Here is a 17374-nt window from a genome sequence, read left to right as displayed (position 1 = left end):
AAACTTATACTTTCTGACTGGTATAAAGAAAACTTGGCTAGCGCCAAGCCACAGGCGCTGGCGGTCACCTTAGTTGCACTTATGCGCTGGCCAAGGATGGCCAAGTGTCCCTGTAGCCATGACTCAAACAAGGACGTTTGAGATTAGACACCGCCATGGATGGCATGGTGCCGGGATGGCTAGGTGTCGTGATGGCAAAGCGCCGTGATGGCGAGAAGGGACCTCCCAGAAAGTATATAACTGTCAGTTATACTTTCTGACTAGTAGAACACGTTTTTAATGCGCCCAATATTCATCGATCATGTCCAAAAAGTATTGATGAACTCGTTGGTCCGGGGTAAGTTCCGGATGAAATGCACTCGCCAATAGGTTACCCTGCCGTGCAAAAACAATCTTGCCGTCATAGTCAGCCAGAATACCTACATTCGGAGCAACTTCCCGCAGGTAAGGTGCCCGAATAAAGACTGCTCGTATAGGATTAGGACCAATGGCAGGCACCATAAGATCCGTTTCAAAACTTGCCACTTGCCTTCCGAAGGCATTACGTTCTACAACCGTATCCATCAGGTTTAAGCGATACTGATCACTATCGATGATAGTTTTACTCAATAGGATCATACCAGCGCAAGTTCCAAAAATTGGTAGATCTTTGGTTGCTAGCTTTTTTATTTCGTCGCCCATTCCATCGATGTTCAAGAGTTTACCGATAGTCGTGCTTTCCCCACCTGGAATAATTAATCCATGAATTCCTTCGAGATCACATGTTTTTCGCACTTCCACGACATCGCAGCCTAATTGTTCTAAAACCTGCCGGTGCTCGCGAAATGCACCTTGCAGTGCCAAGACGCCAACACGCTTATTCATTCTTACCAACCCCGTTCTTGCATGCGCTGAGATTCAGCCAATGTTGAAATTTCAATTCCGGACATGGGTTGTCCTAAATTTTCGGAAATCTCTGCAAGTAACTTTGCGTCCTTATAATGGGTTGTTGCTAGAACAATTGCTTTAGCACGTGCCTTAGGATCGCCCGACTTGAAAATTCCAGACCCTACAAAAACACCATCGACTCCAAGTTGCATCATCAAAGCCGCATCAGCCGGCGTTGCTATACCTCCTGCAGCAAAATTAACAACGGGTAGCTTTCCGTGCTCCGCAACATAAACAACCAAATCATAAGGAGCACCCATATTTTTAGCTGCTGACATGAGCTCTTCTTTTGGCATTAATGTTAAAGCACGCATATCACTCATGACAGTGCGCATGTGCCGAACGGCCTCAACAACATTCCCTGTTCCAGGTTCTCCTTTAGTACGTATCATCGCAGCCCCTTCTCCGATTCGGCGCAATGCTTCCCCTAAATTACGACAACCACAAACAAATGGCACTTTAAAGTCATGTTTATTTATATGATAAGAGTCATCAGCTGGTGTTAAGACTTCAGACTCATCAATGTAATCAGCACCTAACGCTTCTAAAATTTGGGCTTCCACAAAATGCCCAATGCGCGCTTTCGCCATGACAGGAATCGATACTACTGCCATAATATTCTTAATAATTGTAGGATCAGCCATCCGTGCGACCCCACCTTCAGCTCGAATATCTGAGGGCACACGCTCCAAAGCCATTACAGCGCACGCACCAGCCTCTTCTGCAATTATCGCCTGTTCTGGGGTCGTCACATCCATAATGACGCCACCTTTTAGCATTTCTGCAAGCCCTGTCTTTACTTTCAATGACCCAATATCAGTCATGTGTTTAAGTCCTCCTCTAATTTTGTTTTGGCGTGACTCGTTTATTATAACGCTACTTTATTTTCAGACATGGTAACACCTAGCGCAAAATTTGTCAATTTACTCCTCATTTTCAGACTCCCCAGACTCTTCTGTTTCTTCATCCTCTTTCATTAGGACTTTTGCGATCGCAACAACACTACTTTCACCGGTACGCATCGTCATAACTCCATGCGCAGAACGACCCTGATTCGAAATACTAGAAACCTGAAGTCTGAGCATAACTCCATTATTTGTAATGACCATCAATTCATCTTCCACTTGAACGACTTTGATACCAACCAACGTACCCGTCTTGGCATTTAATTTCATGACAATGATTCCCTTACCACCCCGTGTTTGAACACGGAATTCCTTAAGGTTAGTGCGTTTGGCAAAACCATTTTCACTCATGGTCAAGAGTTCACCATCATCGCCAATAACATCCATACCGACCACAACGTCATCTTCGTCAAGTGTGATCCCTTTTACTCCACGCGCTGTACGGCCCATATACCGCACATCGGATTCCGCGAAGCGAATTGCTTTTCCATTACGAGTGGCAAGAAAAATATCATCTAATCCTTGGGTTAATTTGACCCCTATTAGTTCGTCACCCTCATCTAAGGTTAAAGCGATTAATCCATCACGCCGTGATGAATCATACTCTTGCAGCGCTGTCTTCTTCATAATTCCGTTTTTCGTGGCTGTAATTAAAAAGAAATCTGAACTATAATCCTTGATCGCCATCACTGCAGTGACCATTTCATGTTGAGCTAAATTTAAGAGATTAATGACTGCCGTTCCTTTTCCGGTTCGACTAGCCTCTGGAATCTCGTGGGCTTTCAGACGGTACACTTTACCCTGGGATGTAAAGAAAAGAATATAGTGATGCGTCGTCGTTGTAAAAAGATGCTCGACAAAATCCCGTTCTTTGGTGGCCATCCCATGAACACCCTTACCCCCACGATTCTGGCTTTTATAGGTATTTAGTGGTAAGCGCTTAATATACCCATAATGAGTCACGGTAACAACGACGTCTTCCTCTGCAATAAGATCTTCAATGTCCATTTTGCTGACATCAATCGTAATACGTGTCCGACGGGGATCTCCAAATTTATGATTAATTTCCCCTAGTTCAGATTTAATAATATCAATAACCATACTATCAGAAGCAAGAACGGATTTTAAATAATCAATGGTGTTCATCAATTCCTTATATTGATTTTCCAACTTATCCCGCTCTAAGCCTGTCAGACGCTTTAACCTCATATCAACAATAGCTTGGGCTTGTTTTTCACTAAGTCCAAAGCGAAGGATTAAGTTTTCTCGGGCATTTGCTTCATCCGCAGAAGAACGAATTGTTTCTATGACTTCATCAATATGATCCAGAGCAATTCGCAGTCCTTCAATAATATGTGCTTCTGCCTCAGCTTTGTTTAGTTCGAAACGAGTTCTTCGGACGATGACATCCTTTTGGTGCAAAATAAAATAATGTATCATATCTTTAAGTGTCAGAACTCTTGGCTGTCCATTCACCAAAGCTAACATATTGACACCGAACGTCTCTTCCATCTGAGTATGCTTATAGAGTTGATTTAAGATAACTTGTGGATTGACATCACGTCTCAACTCTATAACGATACGCATACCTGATCGATCGGATTCATCTCGAAGATCAGTAATTCCATCTAATTTCTTATCTCGAACAAGATCCGCTATTTTTTCAATCATTCTGGCTTTATTAACCATAAAAGGAATTTCTGTGACCAAAATACGGGTTTTACCGGATTTCTCCATGTTTTCAATAATGGCTTTAGCCCGTGTTTTTATTGATCCTCTTCCGGTCTCATAAGCGGACCGAATTCCTTCATAACCCATTATGGTTCCACCGGTCGGATAATCTGGCCCCTTAATATAATTCATCAGATCACTAACGGACAATTCCGGGTTATCTAAGAGGGCAATGGTCGCTTCGATAACTTCCGATAAATTATGAGGAGGAATATTCGTTGCCATCCCCACAGCAATCCCTGACGAACCATTGACCAGCAAATTTGGAAATTTCGCTGGCAATACCGTGGGCTCATCTTGTTTTTCATCGTAGTTTGGCGTGAAATCGACGGTATCTTTATCAATATCTGCCAACATATAGGTAGCCATTTTGGCCATGCGAAGCTCAGTATAACGCATGGCTGCAGCAGAGTCTCCATCAATAGAACCAAAGTTTCCATGTCCATCAATGAGCGGATAACGGCTAGCAAAATCCTGATCCATACGTACAACAGCATCGTAAATTGAACTATCCCCATGCGGATGAAATTTACCCATACAGTCCCCTACAAGACGTGCTGACTTACTATACGGTTTATTGGGGGTCAGACCCAGTTCATGGAGAGTATATAAAATTCTGCGATGCACCGGTTTAAGCCCATCGCGGACATCAGGCAATGCTCGACTTACAATAACACTCATCGAATAGTCGATGAAAGATTTTTTCATTTCATCCGCAATTTCAACGGGAAGAACTTTTCCTCCCTCTGTTTCAACCGACATGAATGAGCACTCCTTTATATATCTAGATTACGCACATCTTTGCCATGAAGGTTAATAAAATCACGGCGCGGTTCTACTTTATCTCCCATCAAGACCGTAAACATTTCTTCTGTTCGCATGGCATCTTCCATGGTTACCTGTAAGATTGTGCGATTTGCGGGATCCATTGTTGTTTCCCACAATTGCTCTGGATTCATTTCTCCTAAGCCTTTATAGCGCTGAATCTCGACCTTTTCCCTACCTATTTTTTCAAGGATCTTGTTGAGTTCGCTATCTGTATAAGCATATTGAATATCTTTCCCTTTCTTAACCTTAAAGAGAGGGGGTTGAGCAATGTAAACAAAATGATTTTCAATTAAAGGCTTCATATAGCGATAGAAGAACGTCAATAACAACGTACGAATATGCGCACCGTCCACGTCAGCATCCGTCATAATAATCAGCTTATGATAGCGAGCTTTTTCTATATCAAAATCGTCGGATATACCAGTTCCCATCGCGGTAATCATGGCTCTAATTTCTGCATTTCCTAAGATCTTATCAAGCCTAGCCTTTTCAACATTGAGAATTTTTCCGCGTAAAGGTAATATGGCTTGAAAACGTCGATCCCGTCCTTGCTTTGCAGAACCTCCTGCGCTATCTCCCTCAACCAAATACATTTCACATAAATCGGGTTCTTTCCAAGAACAGTCCGCAAGTTTCCCGGGAAGAGAGGTTCCCTCTAAGGCACTCTTACGGCGTGTCAGTTCTCTTGCTTTACGAGCAGCATCACGGGCACGGGCCGCTTGAACAGACTTATCTATAAATTTCCGTGCAATCGCAGGGTTCTCTTCGAGAAACGTCGTTAATCCCTCTCCAGTTGCGGAATCCACAATACCCCTAATTTCACTGTTCCCTAGTTTTGTCTTTGTTTGCCCTTCAAACTGGGGATCAGGTACTTTAACCGATATTACGGCGGTTAATCCTTCCCTAATATCATCTCCGGATAGATTAGTATCAGCAGCTTTCAGTATATTACTTTTACGGGCATAATCATTGACAACCCGTGTTAAAGCGGACTTAAAACCAGCCTCATGGGTTCCCCCTTCTTGGGTATTAATGTTATTGGCATACGAATATATAGTTTCAGTGTAACTGTCATTGTATTGAATACAGACTTCCACTTCAACGTTGTCCTTAGAGGTTTCAATATATATTGGCTGGGGATGTAAACAATCTTTATTTCGATTGATATAAAGTACAAAATCCTGAATACCACCTGTGTGTAAAAAGGTTTCTTTATGGTTGTCACGTTCGTCTGTCAAGTTAATGGTTACACTTTTATTTAAGAAAGACAGTTCTCTAAGCCGATGTGCCAGAATACTAAAGTCGTAAACTGTCTCTTCAAATATTTCCGGATCAGGTATAAAGGATATTTTGGTTCCGCTTTTTTCAGTGGTCCCAATATTTACGAGCTGTGTCGTTGGTTTTCCTTGGGCATATTCCTGATGGAAAATATGGCCACCTTTAGAAACTTCAACGATTAACCATTTTGACAAGGCATTAACAACACTTAAGCCTACTCCATGAAGACCACCCGACACTTTGTAAGCACTTGCACTTCCACCAAATTTTCCACCGGCATGTAATACTGTCAAAGCAACTTCTACAGCGGGTTTGCCTGTTTTAGGATGTATATCAACCGGTATTCCCCGGCCATTATCTACTACGCTAATGCTATTGTCTGCGTGAATCGAAACATCAATTAAATCGCAAAAACCAGCCAACGCTTCGTCAATGCTGTTATCAACAATTTCATAAACAAGATGATGAAGGCCTCGACTACTCGTCGTTCCAATATACATACCGGGACGCTTACGAACGGCTTCCAGTCCTTCTAAAACTTCAATTTGCCCTGCATTATAACTGTCACTTGGATCTTGATATTGTAAATCTGTGTTTTGTTGCAAAGCTGTTTCCTCCCAAAAAATACCTTCAATCTTTATATTGTACACTAATTAGTGACCTGTTTCAATTTATACGTTAACTTAGTCGATGTTCGAAGTTCAAACATCATGCGTCGCATACTTCTCCCGTTTCAAGTCCCGGTACGCAGTGTGACACAAGCGCGACGTCTTTGCACTGTGTCTACAAGTTAATTTATTCTTCACCTATATTAAAAATTGAACGTTTAAATAAAGTAATTGAAGAAATTGGAGATAAATAATGCCCCTCAGTTGTTATAATTAATGTTTTTTCTTTACCTTTTTCCGAAATATAGCTAACCGTCTTATCACTTTTTATCTTTTTTAGAAATTTATCGTTTATTTGTCCCTTCTTAGCAGTTTCTAGATCAATAATTGCAACAACTCTATCTTTATTAACAAGAATATCCCCACCAAGATGTAAATACATTTATGGATCCCTCCTTATATGCCCCTGTTCCACTCTCAAAAACGTGCCCGACTCGAGGATATTTTCACCACTCGTCATGGTTATTAAAGTCTGAATGCGTGATAATTCAATGGAATTTATTAGATAGTCTCTCCGAAAACGATCCAATTCAGACAGAACATCATCAAGAAGGAGGATGGGGTATTCGCCCTTTTCTTGACTAATTAGGTCTAATTCCGCAAGTTTTAAACTTAATACTAAAGAACGCTGTTGTCCTTGTGAAGCATAAAGGCGTGCTGGTTTACCATTTAATAGAATATGAACATCATCACGATGTGGACCGATGAGTACCATTTGACGCTCCACTTCTTGTTCTAATTTTTCATTGAGTAACTTTGGAAATTCAAAGAGGGCTTCATCAATTGTTTTCTTTCCCAATGCAAAATAACTAATCTGGATTTTTTCTTTTTGGGAAGTGAGATCTGCGTAAATATGACCTGAAACATTTTGTAGACGTTTCGTTAGATCTGATCTATTTCGAATAATCTTTTCACCTAGTTCTAAAATTTGAGCATTCCATAACTGTAACTGAGAATATTTAAGGTTTTTCTCAACATATGTTTTTAAGAGCGCACTTTTTTGCTGAATGACTTTATTGTATGCGTTCAGCAAACTTACATGCCCTGGTCTCATTTGGGCTATATGCAAATCCAAAAATCTTCTTCGTTCCGATGGACCTCCTTTGATCATAATAAGGTCATCCGGAGAAAAGAAAACTACGTTGATCGTACCAACAAAATCCGACAAACGACGGCAAGGCACTTGGTTAATCTTCACTATTTTCTTTTTATCCCGATAATGGCTCTCCAGAGAAACTTTATGGTGAGACATTAGAAAATCACCATAAAGATGAAATTCATTTTGTTCCCACCTCAAGAGTTCTTGCTCCCGTTGTACTCTGTAAGACTTTCCTGTTAGAAGGTAATAAATTCCCTCCAGTATATTCGTTTTACCCTGACCATTGTCCCCAATGAGTATATTGGTTCCTGGCAAAAATTGAACAAATTCGTCTTGATAATTACGGAAATTTTGCAGTCTTAAACCTTTAATCATCATGATTTTTAATTATGCGTTCTAACTGGTAATACTAAATATAAATAATTAGGATTATCGAGAGGACGCATTACTCCAGGACTAAATGGCCCAGATAATTCAAATATAATTTTATCGCTGTCAATGACTTTCAAAGCATCAATAAGGAATTTGGCATTAAATGCAATAACAACATTTTTGCCTTCCATTTCGACGCTTATCTGTTCAGATATTTTACCTAATTCAGAGGTTTGATCAATTTTTAATTCGTTTTCTTCAACATTAATTCTTATAATATTGGTTCCACTTTTATCGCGAGAAAGTAATGAAGCTCTTTCAACTGCTTCAAGGAAGCTTTTCACGGATAGATTCACCTTGGTTTCGCATGTTTGCGGAATAACTTGCTTGTAGTTTGGAAATTGCCCTTCAATAAGACGAGAAACTAAATAAATCGATCCGAATTGGAATACCACTTGTGTATCACTAAAACTAATGTTTAGGACTTCGTCTTCATCACGCAAAAGGCGATATATTTCTGATAAGGTCTTTGCCGGAATTATACCACTAAAGTGGGATTGTTCCGGATTTTGTATTTCGGCAATACTATAGGCTAGACGATGTGTATCCGTGGCAACTAAACGGATCATAGAACCTTCTATTTGCATAAGTGTACCATTAAATACTGGCCGATTTTCTTCTAAAGCACATGAAAATATGGTCTGTCGGATCATATTCTTAAATATTATAGTGGGTAAAGTAAAGGATATGGGGTCAATAAGATCGGGTAGTAAAGGATATTCTTCTGGATCATACCCATTTAAGACTATCTCAGATTGATAATAACAAATAGTAATTGATTGATCACGTTCTTCTAAAGTAATCTCTGTGTCCGGTAATTTACGGACAACGTCTGTAAAGAGTTTAGCGGGTACAACCATTGTCCCCTCTTCACTTACTTGAGATGGTACTTCACAACGTATTCCCATTTCGAGATCGGTCGCTGCAAATTGCAAAGACTGATGTTCTGATTTTATTAGTATCCCTTGAAGAACTGGTAGTGTGCTTTTATTTGACACAGCACGTTGAACAGCATTTACACCGGAAAGCAGTGCATCTTTTGAACAGAAGATTTTCATATACTTAGTATCCTCCTAAAAACTTTATCTTCATAGTTCTAAATTCGCAAATTAATAATAAGATAATTAATAGTAGTTATAGTAGTATTACATGTCAACATGTGGATAAGTAAACAGAGAGGGCTAAGACTCTGGTTTTTGGTATGTTGAAAAAGGTGTGGACAAACGGATGAATGTTATCCACATGCCCACATTTAAAAACTAACGCTTACTTTATCAAGATAATATAAACAGGTTATACACATATGGGTTTTTCTATGTTCGAATTTTAATCAGATTGAATACGTTGAATCATATCATTGATTTTTTTTTCTAATTGCGGATCATTTTGCAGGGCTTGCGAAATCTTTTCATGGGCATGCATTACTGTAGTATGGTCTCTCCCACCAAATTCGTCTCCTATTTTAGGTAAAGAAGAGTCTGTAAGCTGACGAGAAAGGTACATAGCGATTTGTCGTGGAAAGGCTACAGCACGTGTTCTTTTTTTAGCTTTAAACTCGCTGGGTGATAGATTAAAATATCCCGCAACGGATTGCTGGATTATATCAATAGTTACTAGTTTGGTATTATTAGTCGGAATAATATCTTTTAGCGCCTCGACTGCGACTTCTGCGGTTATTGGAAATGAACTCAGGGAAGCAAAAGCCATGACTCGAATGAGTGCTCCTTCTAGCTCACGGATGTTGGAATGAATTTTATCAGCTATATAAACCATGACTTCATTTGGAACCTGTAAGTTTTCCATCTTTGCTTTTTTTCTTAAAATTGCAATTCGTGTTTCCAAATCTGGAGCTTGGATATCTGTGATAAGGCCCCACTCAAAACGTGAACGCAAGCGGTCTTCTAAGGTTGGAATTTCTTTAGGTTGACGGTCTGAAGAAATAATTATTTGCTTATTTGCTTCATGAAGAGCATTAAATGTATGAAAGAACTCTTCTTGAGTTCGCTCTTTACCAGCTAAAAATTGGATATCGTCGATTAGAAGGATATCAACATTACGATAGTGATTGCGAAATTCGATCGAATTTTCATCACGTATGGAATCAATCAGTTCATTTGTGAATTTTTCACTAGAAACATATAGAACTCGAGTATTCGGAGATCGTTGAAGGACATGGTGACCAATAGCATGCATAAGGTGAGTTTTACCTAACCCTACTCCTCCATAAATAAATAAAGGATTATAGGATTTTGCCGGCGATTCAGCGACAGCTAAAGAAGCAGCATGAGCAAAACGATTGCTGTTGCCAATAACAAACGTATCGAAAGTATATTTATTATTTAGGAAATTGGGTAATGGCTCAGACGGTATGGGGGGTATTGGAGAAAAGGACGTTGATGGATTAAAATTCTCCCCGAAAGATTCTTCCGGAGAGGGTATAACAAAACGAAGGCTCACGGAATGTCCCAAAACAGATTGGACGGAAGATCGAATCAAGGGAGCATAACGGCTTTCCAACCAATCTTTAGCAAATTCATTAGGAACACTAATGACTAATGTATCCCCATCAATTTGAAGAAGTCGGGTGGAACTTAACCATGTTTCGTAGCTTGGCTGAGAGAGTTCATTTTTTAATTTTTCTAGTGTTTCCTGCCACAGTAATTGGGGTGAAATAGGTTGTGGTGGCATGGACGGACCTCCCTTGTCTAAGAATGAAAAAATGATGACAATAAAAAAGTTATACACAAACTTATGCACATTTGTGGATAACTTAGTCTAATGACGAACTGTGGATAAAAATAATTCGATATGTTGTTGGTGTAGGTGGTATGAAAATATAATATCAAGTTTCCGAAGGGTTATCAACAGGAAGATAATGAGTTTAAGTAAATTATTCACAGGTGGATAACTTTTTAAGGACTTCATTATCCACAGCTCATTAAAGTCCTTTGCTTGACAGATTAAAAATCTTTAGAGTATAATCTCTTAAGTGAGTTTGATTGTGTTATTGTCCTTTCGTTTGTAATAAAGGAGGTGTCGTTAAATTGAAGAGAACATATCAACCGAAGAATAGACGTCATAAGCGCGTTCACGGTTTTTTAAGTCGGATGAGTACGCCAACGGGGCGAAATGTTATAAAACGCCGTCGCTTAAAAGGTCGCAAAAAATTATCTGTCTAAGGCCGCAATTATGTGGCCTTTTTTTAAATAAATTTTTTTAATTGCTTAAAAAGCTCCAAAAATGTTTAAATCTTTGCTTTAGGAGTCAAAATATATCAGAGGATGTCAAGGTATGTCTTGGAGGAGTTATGTTAAAAAGGAAATTCCGCTTGCGCAGCAAATCGGGCTTCCAAGCGATCTTTGAGAACGGGGAAAATTATTCCGTAAAACACGTTGCAATATATATATTAAAGGGACCCAAAAAATTTGGTTTTATTGCCTCTAAAAAGGTTGGTAACTCAGTTCAAAGAAACCGGGCAAGACGACTTATGCGAGAAGTTGTCCGACTTCATATGTCAGAAATAAGAAATGACATCCAAATAATTTTTATTGCAAGGGTAAGAATCAGAGGAGTTTCTTATATGGAAGTCGAAAAGTCTATGATGAATATGTTAAAGAGGGCAAATGCCCTAGTTAAAAGAGAGTAAATGTATGAAACGTGTATTAGTGATTCTAATTCGTATTTATCAAAAATTTATTTCACCCTTAAAGGGTCAAAGCTGTCGTTTCTATCCGACTTGTTCGGAATATTCTATTCAGGCACTACAGAAGTATGGTTTTTTTCAAGGAAGTTGGAAATCAATTAAGCGAATTTTAAAATGCCATCCTTTTCACCCTGGAGGGCATGACCCAGTTTAAGGAGGACTTTTATGAATATTATTGTTGAAGGGATGACCTATCTATTAAACATACTTTACCAATTGTCTGCTGCAGTTGGATTTCCTAATTACGGTGTTGCGATCATACTTTTAACCATTTTAATTAAAACCCTGATCTATCCATTAACTTATAAACAAATGGCTTCGATGCGTAAAACAGTTGATTTGCAACCAAAAATTAAAGAAATTCAAGCTAAGTATAAGAATGACAAAGAAAAAGCGAATGCTGCTGTCATGGAATTATACAAAGAACATAAAGTCAACCCCATGGGAGGTTGCCTTCCTATTGTTGTTCAATTACCAATTTTCTGGGCACTATATAGTACGTTACTTCATTTTCATTATGAAGGTACAGCCGTTTCCGCTCGTTGGTTTTTAGGTTTTGAGTTAACCAAAATTTATGGATTCGCACCCTCATATCATATAATTTTGCCACTTTTTGCGGCAGCGACAACTTATCTTCAGACTAAAGTAACAAATCCTAATGCATCTACTGATCCTACGCAAAAGACAATGCTCTATATTATGCCAGTATTTTTTGCTTACATAAGTGCCACTGTACCATCCGGTTTGGCATTATATTGGGTAACAATGAACGTTGTTTCGATTCTTCAACAACTTTATATTAATCGTAAATTGGGGAACGAAAAGAAATTGGCATAGCTACGGGGAAGACGTGAGGAGGATCGTTGATGAGGGTTGTAGAGAAGACCGGGAAAACGGTCGAAGAAGCGATTACTGCAGGTGTTCTGCAATTGGCTGTTGATCGTAACCAGGTAAAAGTTGAGGTGCTTGAGGAGCCTGCCAAGAAAGGTTTATTTGGCCTATTTGGAAAAAGTCTAGCAAGAGTTCGAGTTTCTTATGAAGATGATATTGGAATGCTGGCTACAGAATTTATTCATAAAGTCTGTCAAGCTATGAAGATTAATGCTGATACCCAGGTAAGTAAGGATGGAGAACACTGGCATATTGATATTACTGGACCAGAGCTTGGGATTCTTATTGGCCGACGTGGAGATACATTAGATGCACTTCAATATCTGACGAATCTTGCAGTGGCTAAAAGGTTGTCAGAACGTGTACGTATTATAGTCGATGTAGAAGGATACAGATTACGTCGTGAAGAGACTCTTGTTAGACTCGCCAAAAGATTATCTGAAAAGGTAAAAAGGACAGGAATAAAAATAGTGTTAGAGCCAATGAACCCTCATGAACGACGGATTATTCATACTACTCTTCAGGATGAAGCTAGAATTTCAACATTTAGCGAAGGTGATGATCCTAATCGGCGTGTTGTAATATCACTGAAAAGAGGATAATTGACCTTCTTACAGTTTCTGATTGGTAAGAGATAGTTTTAATTGAGGGGGGAAGACCCCTCTTTTTTTTATTAAAGTTATAAGTCGTTGATTGGAATTTTATTAAAATTGGTAGGAAATAATAATGAGTGTTCTTGACTTAAATTATTGGAGTTGATCGGATTGGAAGATACTATCGTTGCTATGGCAACGGCCAAGGGAGAAACAAGTATTCATATCTTGAGATTGAGCGGACCTGAGGCAGAAAAGATCATTAATGAGTGCTTTGTTCCACGGAATATTGAGCGCTGGGCAAGGCAGGAGAATTTCACACTCAACCTTGGAGTTTTTAGGGATGAAAATAGAGTTCTGGATGAGGTTCTTGTCGGAAGAATGTTAGCACCTTTCTCTTTCACGGGGGAGGACGTTTATGAAATAAATTGCCACGGTGGTATCTTTGTAGCCCAAAGAATCTTGCAATCCTGTCTTCGTCATGGTGCGCGTCTAGCTGAGCCAGGCGAATTTTCAAAGAGGGCATTTTTGAATGGAAAGTTGGACCTTGTTCAAGCAGAGGCAATTATTGATTTAATCAGTTCTCGAACTGAAACTTCGGCAAATTTAGCCCTATCACAACTGAGTGGTGGTCTCTCAAAGGCAATTTTGAATTTAAGAGAAGGTATTTTAGAATTACTAGCTTTTATCGAAGCAAGCATTGATTTTCCTGAAGACGAGGTTGACGAATTAGACCGGAAAACCCTTGAATCTAGGGTATTGAAGGTTCTCGCTGATGTTCAGCACCTTTTAGAAGGAAGTAAAACGGGTAAAATATTGAGGGATGGTTTGCTGACGGTTATAGTCGGTAGACCCAATGTTGGAAAATCAAGTTTGCTTAATGCACTTTTACGTGAAGAACGTGCCATCGTGACTGATATTCCTGGTACAACCCGGGACGAAATTAGAGAATCCGTTAGTGTTGGAGGTATCCTCCTCCAACTGGTCGATACCGCTGGGATATGTGAAAGTAACGATCTTGTAGAACGTCTCGGGATTGAAAGAACTTGGAAGGCTTTAGAAACGGCAGAGCTAATTCTATTAGTAGTTCAGGCGAACCACCCTTTAACTGAAGATGAGCATCATATTTTATCGGCTCACTCCGAAAAGGTAATTGTTATTATTAACAAAATTGATTTACTAGAGAAGGACCAACACGTAAGCTTACCTGAAGCGGGAATCAGGATTCCTTTTTCTGTTATACAACATATCGGTTTTGAAGATTTGGAGATGGCAATACGAACTAGAGTTTATCAGGGAGAAGTTGTTGGTGCAGCAGATCCACTTCTTTCTAATGTGAGACAAATCTCTCATTTGGAGCGCTGCTTTACTTCGTTAGAGCAGGGGTTGTTGAGTATACAACAGGGAATGCCTTGGGATATTCTTTCTATTGATATTCGTCAAGCATTACAGTACGTTTCAGAAATAACGGGACACAATGTACAAGAATCTCTTCTTGAAGATATTTTTTCTCGATTTTGCATCGGAAAGTAGGATGAACTTTTGGAATACTTCGCTGGAAAATATGATGTTATTGTCGTTGGAGCCGGACATGCTGGCTGCGAGGCTGCCCTTGCCGCGGCACGACTAGGGTGCAGTACCCTCTTATTGACCATAAATCTTGACACGATTGCTCATATGCCGTGTAATCCATCACTTGGCGGACCTGCTAAAGGGCATTTGGTCAGAGAAATTGACGCCTTAGGTGGTCAAATGGGAATTGTAGCAGATGAAACCTCACTCCAAGTTAAAATGCTAAATACCGGTAAGGGACCTGCGGTTCAAGCCTTGCGGATTCAATCGGATAAGCAGGCTTATCAGAATCGCATGAGAGATTTTCTATTAACACAGAAAAATCTGACAATAGTCCAAGGTTTGGTAGAACGTCTTGTTGTTGAAAGAAATAAGTTAACGGGTATTGTGACCCGAACTGGTGCACGTTTTGAATCTGAAAATGTAGTCTTGACAAGTGGCACATATCTGCGTGGAAGAATAATTATTGGCTCTGCGATGTATCCAGGAGGGCCAAATGGGCAAATGCCGGCTATGTCGCTTTCGGATTCTCTTAAAGAATTAGGGATAGAGTTAGGGAGGTTCAAAACAGGAACACCCCCACGAATTCAACGTCAGTCTGTTGATTTTTCCAAATTAAGGATTCAACCAGGCGATGATATCCCTTGGCGTTACTCTTTTCTGCCGACTCAAAGCCAGTTTTGGCAGAATGATCTTTCCAAGCAAGTGGCGTGTTGGTTAGGATACACTTCCTCAAAGACGCATGATCTGATTCGTGAAAATCTCTATCGTGCTCCCTTGTATTCAGGTAAAATTGAGGGGATTGGTCCTCGCTATTGTCCTTCAATTGAAGATAAAGTGGTTCGTTTTGCTTCAAGAGAAGCACATCAAATTTTTCTAGAGCCTGAAGGATGGCAGAGTGATGAACTTTATGTGGCGGGCTTATCGACCAGCATGCCGGAAGAAGTCCAGCTCTTAATTTTGCAGAGTATACTCGGATTGGAACATGTTAGGATGTTGCGACCAGGCTATGCGATCGAGTATGATTATGTATTGCCGCATCAACTTTCTCTCAGTTTAGAGGTACGACAGTTACCTGGGTTATTCACAGCTGGCCAATTAAACGGGACTTCGGGTTATGAAGAAGCGGCAGCCCAAGGGTTAATGGCTGGAATTAACGCTGCACTTCGAGCTTTAAATAAAGATCCTTTTCTACTACGTCGTTCAGATGGCTATTTAGGTGTATTAATTGATGATCTTGTTACAAAGGGTGTGAAGGAGCCTTATCGCCTTTTGACTTCTCGAGCAGAGTATCGGTTAGTTCTACGCCAAGACAATGCCGATCTAAGATTAACAGAAAAAGGACGAGCTATAGGGTTAGTTGACGACGAGCGTTGGAAGCGTTTCGAAGAGAAAAGAGATAACTTTCAGAGAATTCAGGAACTGTGGAAGACGACGTTTTTTTCGCCGTTAAGTGAAGATCTACAACATATAATGGCTGAGGCTAAATCGACTCCAGTTCGAGCAGGAATCAGTGCCCAAGATTTAATTCGCAGACCGGAAATTTCTCTATCCCATCTCATTAAGCTCCTCCCTGAGCTTCAAGGTTTTGATCTTGAAGCGCTTGAAGAGGCGGAAATTGAAACTAAATATTCTGGCTATATCGATAAGCAATGGGCGGATATAGAGAGATTTACAAAATTGGAGGACCGTTCTATTCCAAACACTCTCAATTACGAAGCAATACGCGGTTTGTCCACTGAAGGAAGACAACGTCTTATGGAAGTCAAACCTCAAAATTTAGGGCAAGCGTCTCGAATTACAGGGGTAAGTCCGGCTGATATTTCCGTCTTGCTTGTTTTTTTAGAACAACGTCGCCGAGGGGGAAAGACTGATGTTTCATGAGCATGCGTCTGTTATTCAGGATTTAACCTTCAAACATACAGGTTGCGTGTTAACCGAGTCGCAGAATGCTCAGTTCTGTCTCTATGGAGATCTCTTACAAGAATGGAACCAACGCATGAACTTGACGAGAATCACAGAACCTCATGAAGTCATTTTAAAACACTTCATTGACTCAATGATCCTTACGAGATTTCTATCGGGATCATGTTTTGCTGATTTGGGGACGGGTGCTGGATTTCCAGGAGTTCCTTTAAAGATCCTACGTCCCGAATTAGATGTTATATTAATGGATTCTTTAAAGAAAAGGCTGGGTTTTCTAGACATTGTTATTGATAGGTTGAATTTGACGGGAATCATGACGGTGCACGCTAGAACGGAAGATTTTGGAAAAGACCCACTCTACAGAGGGCATTTTGATACGGTGAGTTCACGCGCTGTGGCCCGTCTTCCTGTCTTATTGGAGTATGCACTTCCTGTTCTAAAAATTAATGGTCTTTTCCTTGCTCCAAAGGGATCGCAGACTGATAATGAATTAGCGGAGTCTCAGAAAGCGCTAAAGGTGTTAGGCGGTGAGGTTGAAGGCATAGAACGTTATAGTCTTGGTGAGGGAGCAGAATATAGGGCGGTTGTTTTGATAAGAAAAGTCAAACAAACACCGTTACAATATCCCAGGCAACCGGGAGTTCCAGTTAAAAACCCCCTAATTTAATTGTTGGTCTGAGCCTTACTCAGAGAGGTAGGGCCCTTTTTATACCAGTCAGAAGGTATTACTTTTGTGTGGGTCCCTTCTCACCATCACGGCGCTTTGCCATCACGACACCTAGCCATCCATGGCGGTGTCTAATCTCAAACGTCCTTGTTTG

16 protein-coding genes are annotated in these 17374 nt (G+C 40.1%); 8 read left to right on the top strand and 8 right to left on the bottom strand.

Annotated features, from left to right (window positions below):
• Positions 1 to 276: 276 nt before the first annotated feature.
• The 8 genes from pdxT to dnaA form a co-directional block, all read right to left on the bottom strand.
• Positions 277 to 864: a pyridoxal 5'-phosphate synthase glutaminase subunit PdxT gene (gene pdxT, locus DSOL_RS01095; RefSeq protein ID WP_075363049.1), complete on the bottom strand. Its 588-nt coding sequence runs from the start codon at positions 862 to 864 to the stop codon at positions 277 to 279.
• Between the two features lie 2 nt (positions 865 to 866).
• Positions 867 to 1751 carry a pyridoxal 5'-phosphate synthase lyase subunit PdxS gene (gene pdxS, locus DSOL_RS01090; RefSeq protein ID WP_075363048.1) on the bottom strand — a complete coding sequence of 295 codons (885 nt, stop codon included), beginning with the start codon at positions 1749 to 1751 and terminating at the stop codon, positions 867 to 869.
• Positions 1752 to 1850: 99 nt separating this feature from the next.
• On the bottom strand, positions 1851 to 4325 hold the full coding sequence (gene gyrA, locus DSOL_RS01085; protein WP_075363047.1) for a DNA gyrase subunit A: 2475 nt from the start codon (positions 4323 to 4325) through the stop codon (positions 1851 to 1853).
• Between the two features lie 14 nt (positions 4326 to 4339).
• Positions 4340 to 6274, bottom strand: a complete 1935-nt coding sequence (gene gyrB, locus DSOL_RS01080) for a DNA topoisomerase (ATP-hydrolyzing) subunit B (RefSeq protein ID WP_075363046.1) — start codon at positions 6272 to 6274, stop codon at positions 4340 to 4342.
• Positions 6275 to 6464: 190 nt separating this feature from the next.
• Entirely contained in the window at positions 6465 to 6719 is a 255-nt protein-coding gene (gene remB / locus DSOL_RS01075; protein WP_075363045.1) for an extracellular matrix regulator RemB, read from the bottom strand.
• Positions 6720 to 7814, bottom strand: a complete 1095-nt coding sequence (gene recF / locus DSOL_RS01070) for a DNA replication/repair protein RecF (RefSeq protein ID WP_075363044.1) — start codon at positions 7812 to 7814, stop codon at positions 6720 to 6722. It lies immediately after the preceding gene.
• A 5-nt stretch (positions 7815 to 7819) separates the two neighbouring features.
• Positions 7820 to 8926, bottom strand: a complete 1107-nt coding sequence (gene dnaN / locus DSOL_RS01065) for a DNA polymerase III subunit beta (RefSeq protein WP_075363043.1) — start codon at positions 8924 to 8926, stop codon at positions 7820 to 7822.
• Between the two features lie 268 nt (positions 8927 to 9194).
• Complete coding sequence (dnaA, locus tag DSOL_RS01060) at positions 9195 to 10556, bottom strand: chromosomal replication initiator protein DnaA (protein ID WP_075363042.1); 1362 nt, start codon at positions 10554 to 10556, stop codon at positions 9195 to 9197.
• 356 nt (positions 10557 to 10912) lie between these two features.
• Between dnaA and rpmH the strand changes: the two genes are divergently transcribed.
• From rpmH to rsmG, 8 genes are all read left to right on the top strand, one after another.
• Complete coding sequence (gene rpmH / locus DSOL_RS01055; protein ID WP_007777819.1) at positions 10913 to 11047, top strand: 50S ribosomal protein L34; 135 nt, start codon at positions 10913 to 10915, stop codon at positions 11045 to 11047.
• Between the two features lie 128 nt (positions 11048 to 11175).
• Positions 11176 to 11514, top strand: coding sequence for a ribonuclease P protein component (gene rnpA, locus DSOL_RS01050; protein ID WP_075363041.1), 339 nt, complete (start codon positions 11176 to 11178; stop codon positions 11512 to 11514).
• A 4-nt stretch (positions 11515 to 11518) separates the two neighbouring features.
• Positions 11519 to 11725, top strand: a complete 207-nt coding sequence (yidD, locus tag DSOL_RS01045) for a membrane protein insertion efficiency factor YidD (protein WP_075363040.1) — start codon at positions 11519 to 11521, stop codon at positions 11723 to 11725.
• Positions 11726 to 11736: 11 nt separating this feature from the next.
• Complete coding sequence (locus DSOL_RS01040) at positions 11737 to 12408, top strand: YidC/Oxa1 family membrane protein insertase (protein WP_075363039.1); 672 nt, start codon at positions 11737 to 11739, stop codon at positions 12406 to 12408.
• A gap of 29 nt (positions 12409 to 12437) precedes the next feature.
• Entirely contained in the window at positions 12438 to 13064 is a 627-nt protein-coding gene (jag, locus tag DSOL_RS01035; RefSeq protein WP_075363038.1) for an RNA-binding cell elongation regulator Jag/EloR, read from the top strand.
• A 162-nt stretch (positions 13065 to 13226) separates the two neighbouring features.
• Positions 13227 to 14588, top strand: coding sequence for a tRNA uridine-5-carboxymethylaminomethyl(34) synthesis GTPase MnmE (mnmE, locus tag DSOL_RS01030; RefSeq protein ID WP_075363037.1), 1362 nt, complete (start codon positions 13227 to 13229; stop codon positions 14586 to 14588).
• A 9-nt stretch (positions 14589 to 14597) separates the two neighbouring features.
• A complete protein-coding gene (gene mnmG, locus DSOL_RS01025) occupies positions 14598 to 16511 on the top strand; it encodes a tRNA uridine-5-carboxymethylaminomethyl(34) synthesis enzyme MnmG (RefSeq protein WP_075363036.1) in 1914 nt (637 codons plus the stop codon).
• Positions 16501 to 17220 (top strand): 16S rRNA (guanine(527)-N(7))-methyltransferase RsmG, encoded by a 720-nt coding sequence (gene rsmG, locus DSOL_RS01020; RefSeq protein ID WP_075363035.1) that lies wholly within the window; start codon positions 16501 to 16503, stop codon positions 17218 to 17220. Before mnmG ends, rsmG begins: the two co-directional genes overlap by 11 nt.
• Positions 17221 to 17374: the final 154 nt, after the last annotated feature.

The organism is Desulfosporosinus metallidurans (assembly GCF_001936615.1).
In the GTDB taxonomy this organism is placed as follows: domain Bacteria; phylum Bacillota; class Desulfitobacteriia; order Desulfitobacteriales; family Desulfitobacteriaceae; genus Desulfosporosinus; species Desulfosporosinus metallidurans.
This window is presented reverse-complemented; position numbering and strand designations above follow the sequence as displayed.

Excerpts from the sequence above, each read along its gene's own strand:
- pdxT (WP_075363049.1), bottom strand. The coding sequence starts at position 864 with ATGAATAAGCGTGTTGGCGTCTTGGCACTGCAAGGTGCATTTCGCGAG.
- pdxS (WP_075363048.1), bottom strand. The coding sequence starts at position 1,751 with ATGACTGATATTGGGTCATTGAAAGTAAAGACAGGGCTTGCAGAAATG.
- gyrA (WP_075363047.1), bottom strand. The coding sequence starts at position 4,325 with ATGTCGGTTGAAACAGAGGGAGGAAAAGTTCTTCCCGTTGAAATTGCG.
- remB (WP_075363045.1), bottom strand. The coding sequence starts at position 6,719 with ATGTATTTACATCTTGGTGGGGATATTCTTGTTAATAAAGATAGAGTT.
- recF (WP_075363044.1), bottom strand. The coding sequence starts at position 7,814 with ATGATGATTAAAGGTTTAAGACTGCAAAATTTCCGTAATTATCAAGAC.
- dnaN (WP_075363043.1), bottom strand. The coding sequence starts at position 8,926 with ATGAAAATCTTCTGTTCAAAAGATGCACTGCTTTCCGGTGTAAATGCT.
- dnaA (WP_075363042.1), bottom strand. The coding sequence starts at position 10,556 with ATGCCACCACAACCTATTTCACCCCAATTACTGTGGCAGGAAACACTA.
- rnpA (WP_075363041.1), top strand. The coding sequence starts at position 11,176 with ATGTTAAAAAGGAAATTCCGCTTGCGCAGCAAATCGGGCTTCCAAGCG.
- yidD (WP_075363040.1), top strand. The coding sequence starts at position 11,519 with ATGAAACGTGTATTAGTGATTCTAATTCGTATTTATCAAAAATTTATT.
- DSOL_RS01040 (WP_075363039.1), top strand. The coding sequence starts at position 11,737 with ATGAATATTATTGTTGAAGGGATGACCTATCTATTAAACATACTTTAC.
- jag (WP_075363038.1), top strand. The coding sequence starts at position 12,438 with ATGAGGGTTGTAGAGAAGACCGGGAAAACGGTCGAAGAAGCGATTACT.
- rsmG (WP_075363035.1), top strand. The coding sequence starts at position 16,501 with ATGTTTCATGAGCATGCGTCTGTTATTCAGGATTTAACCTTCAAACAT.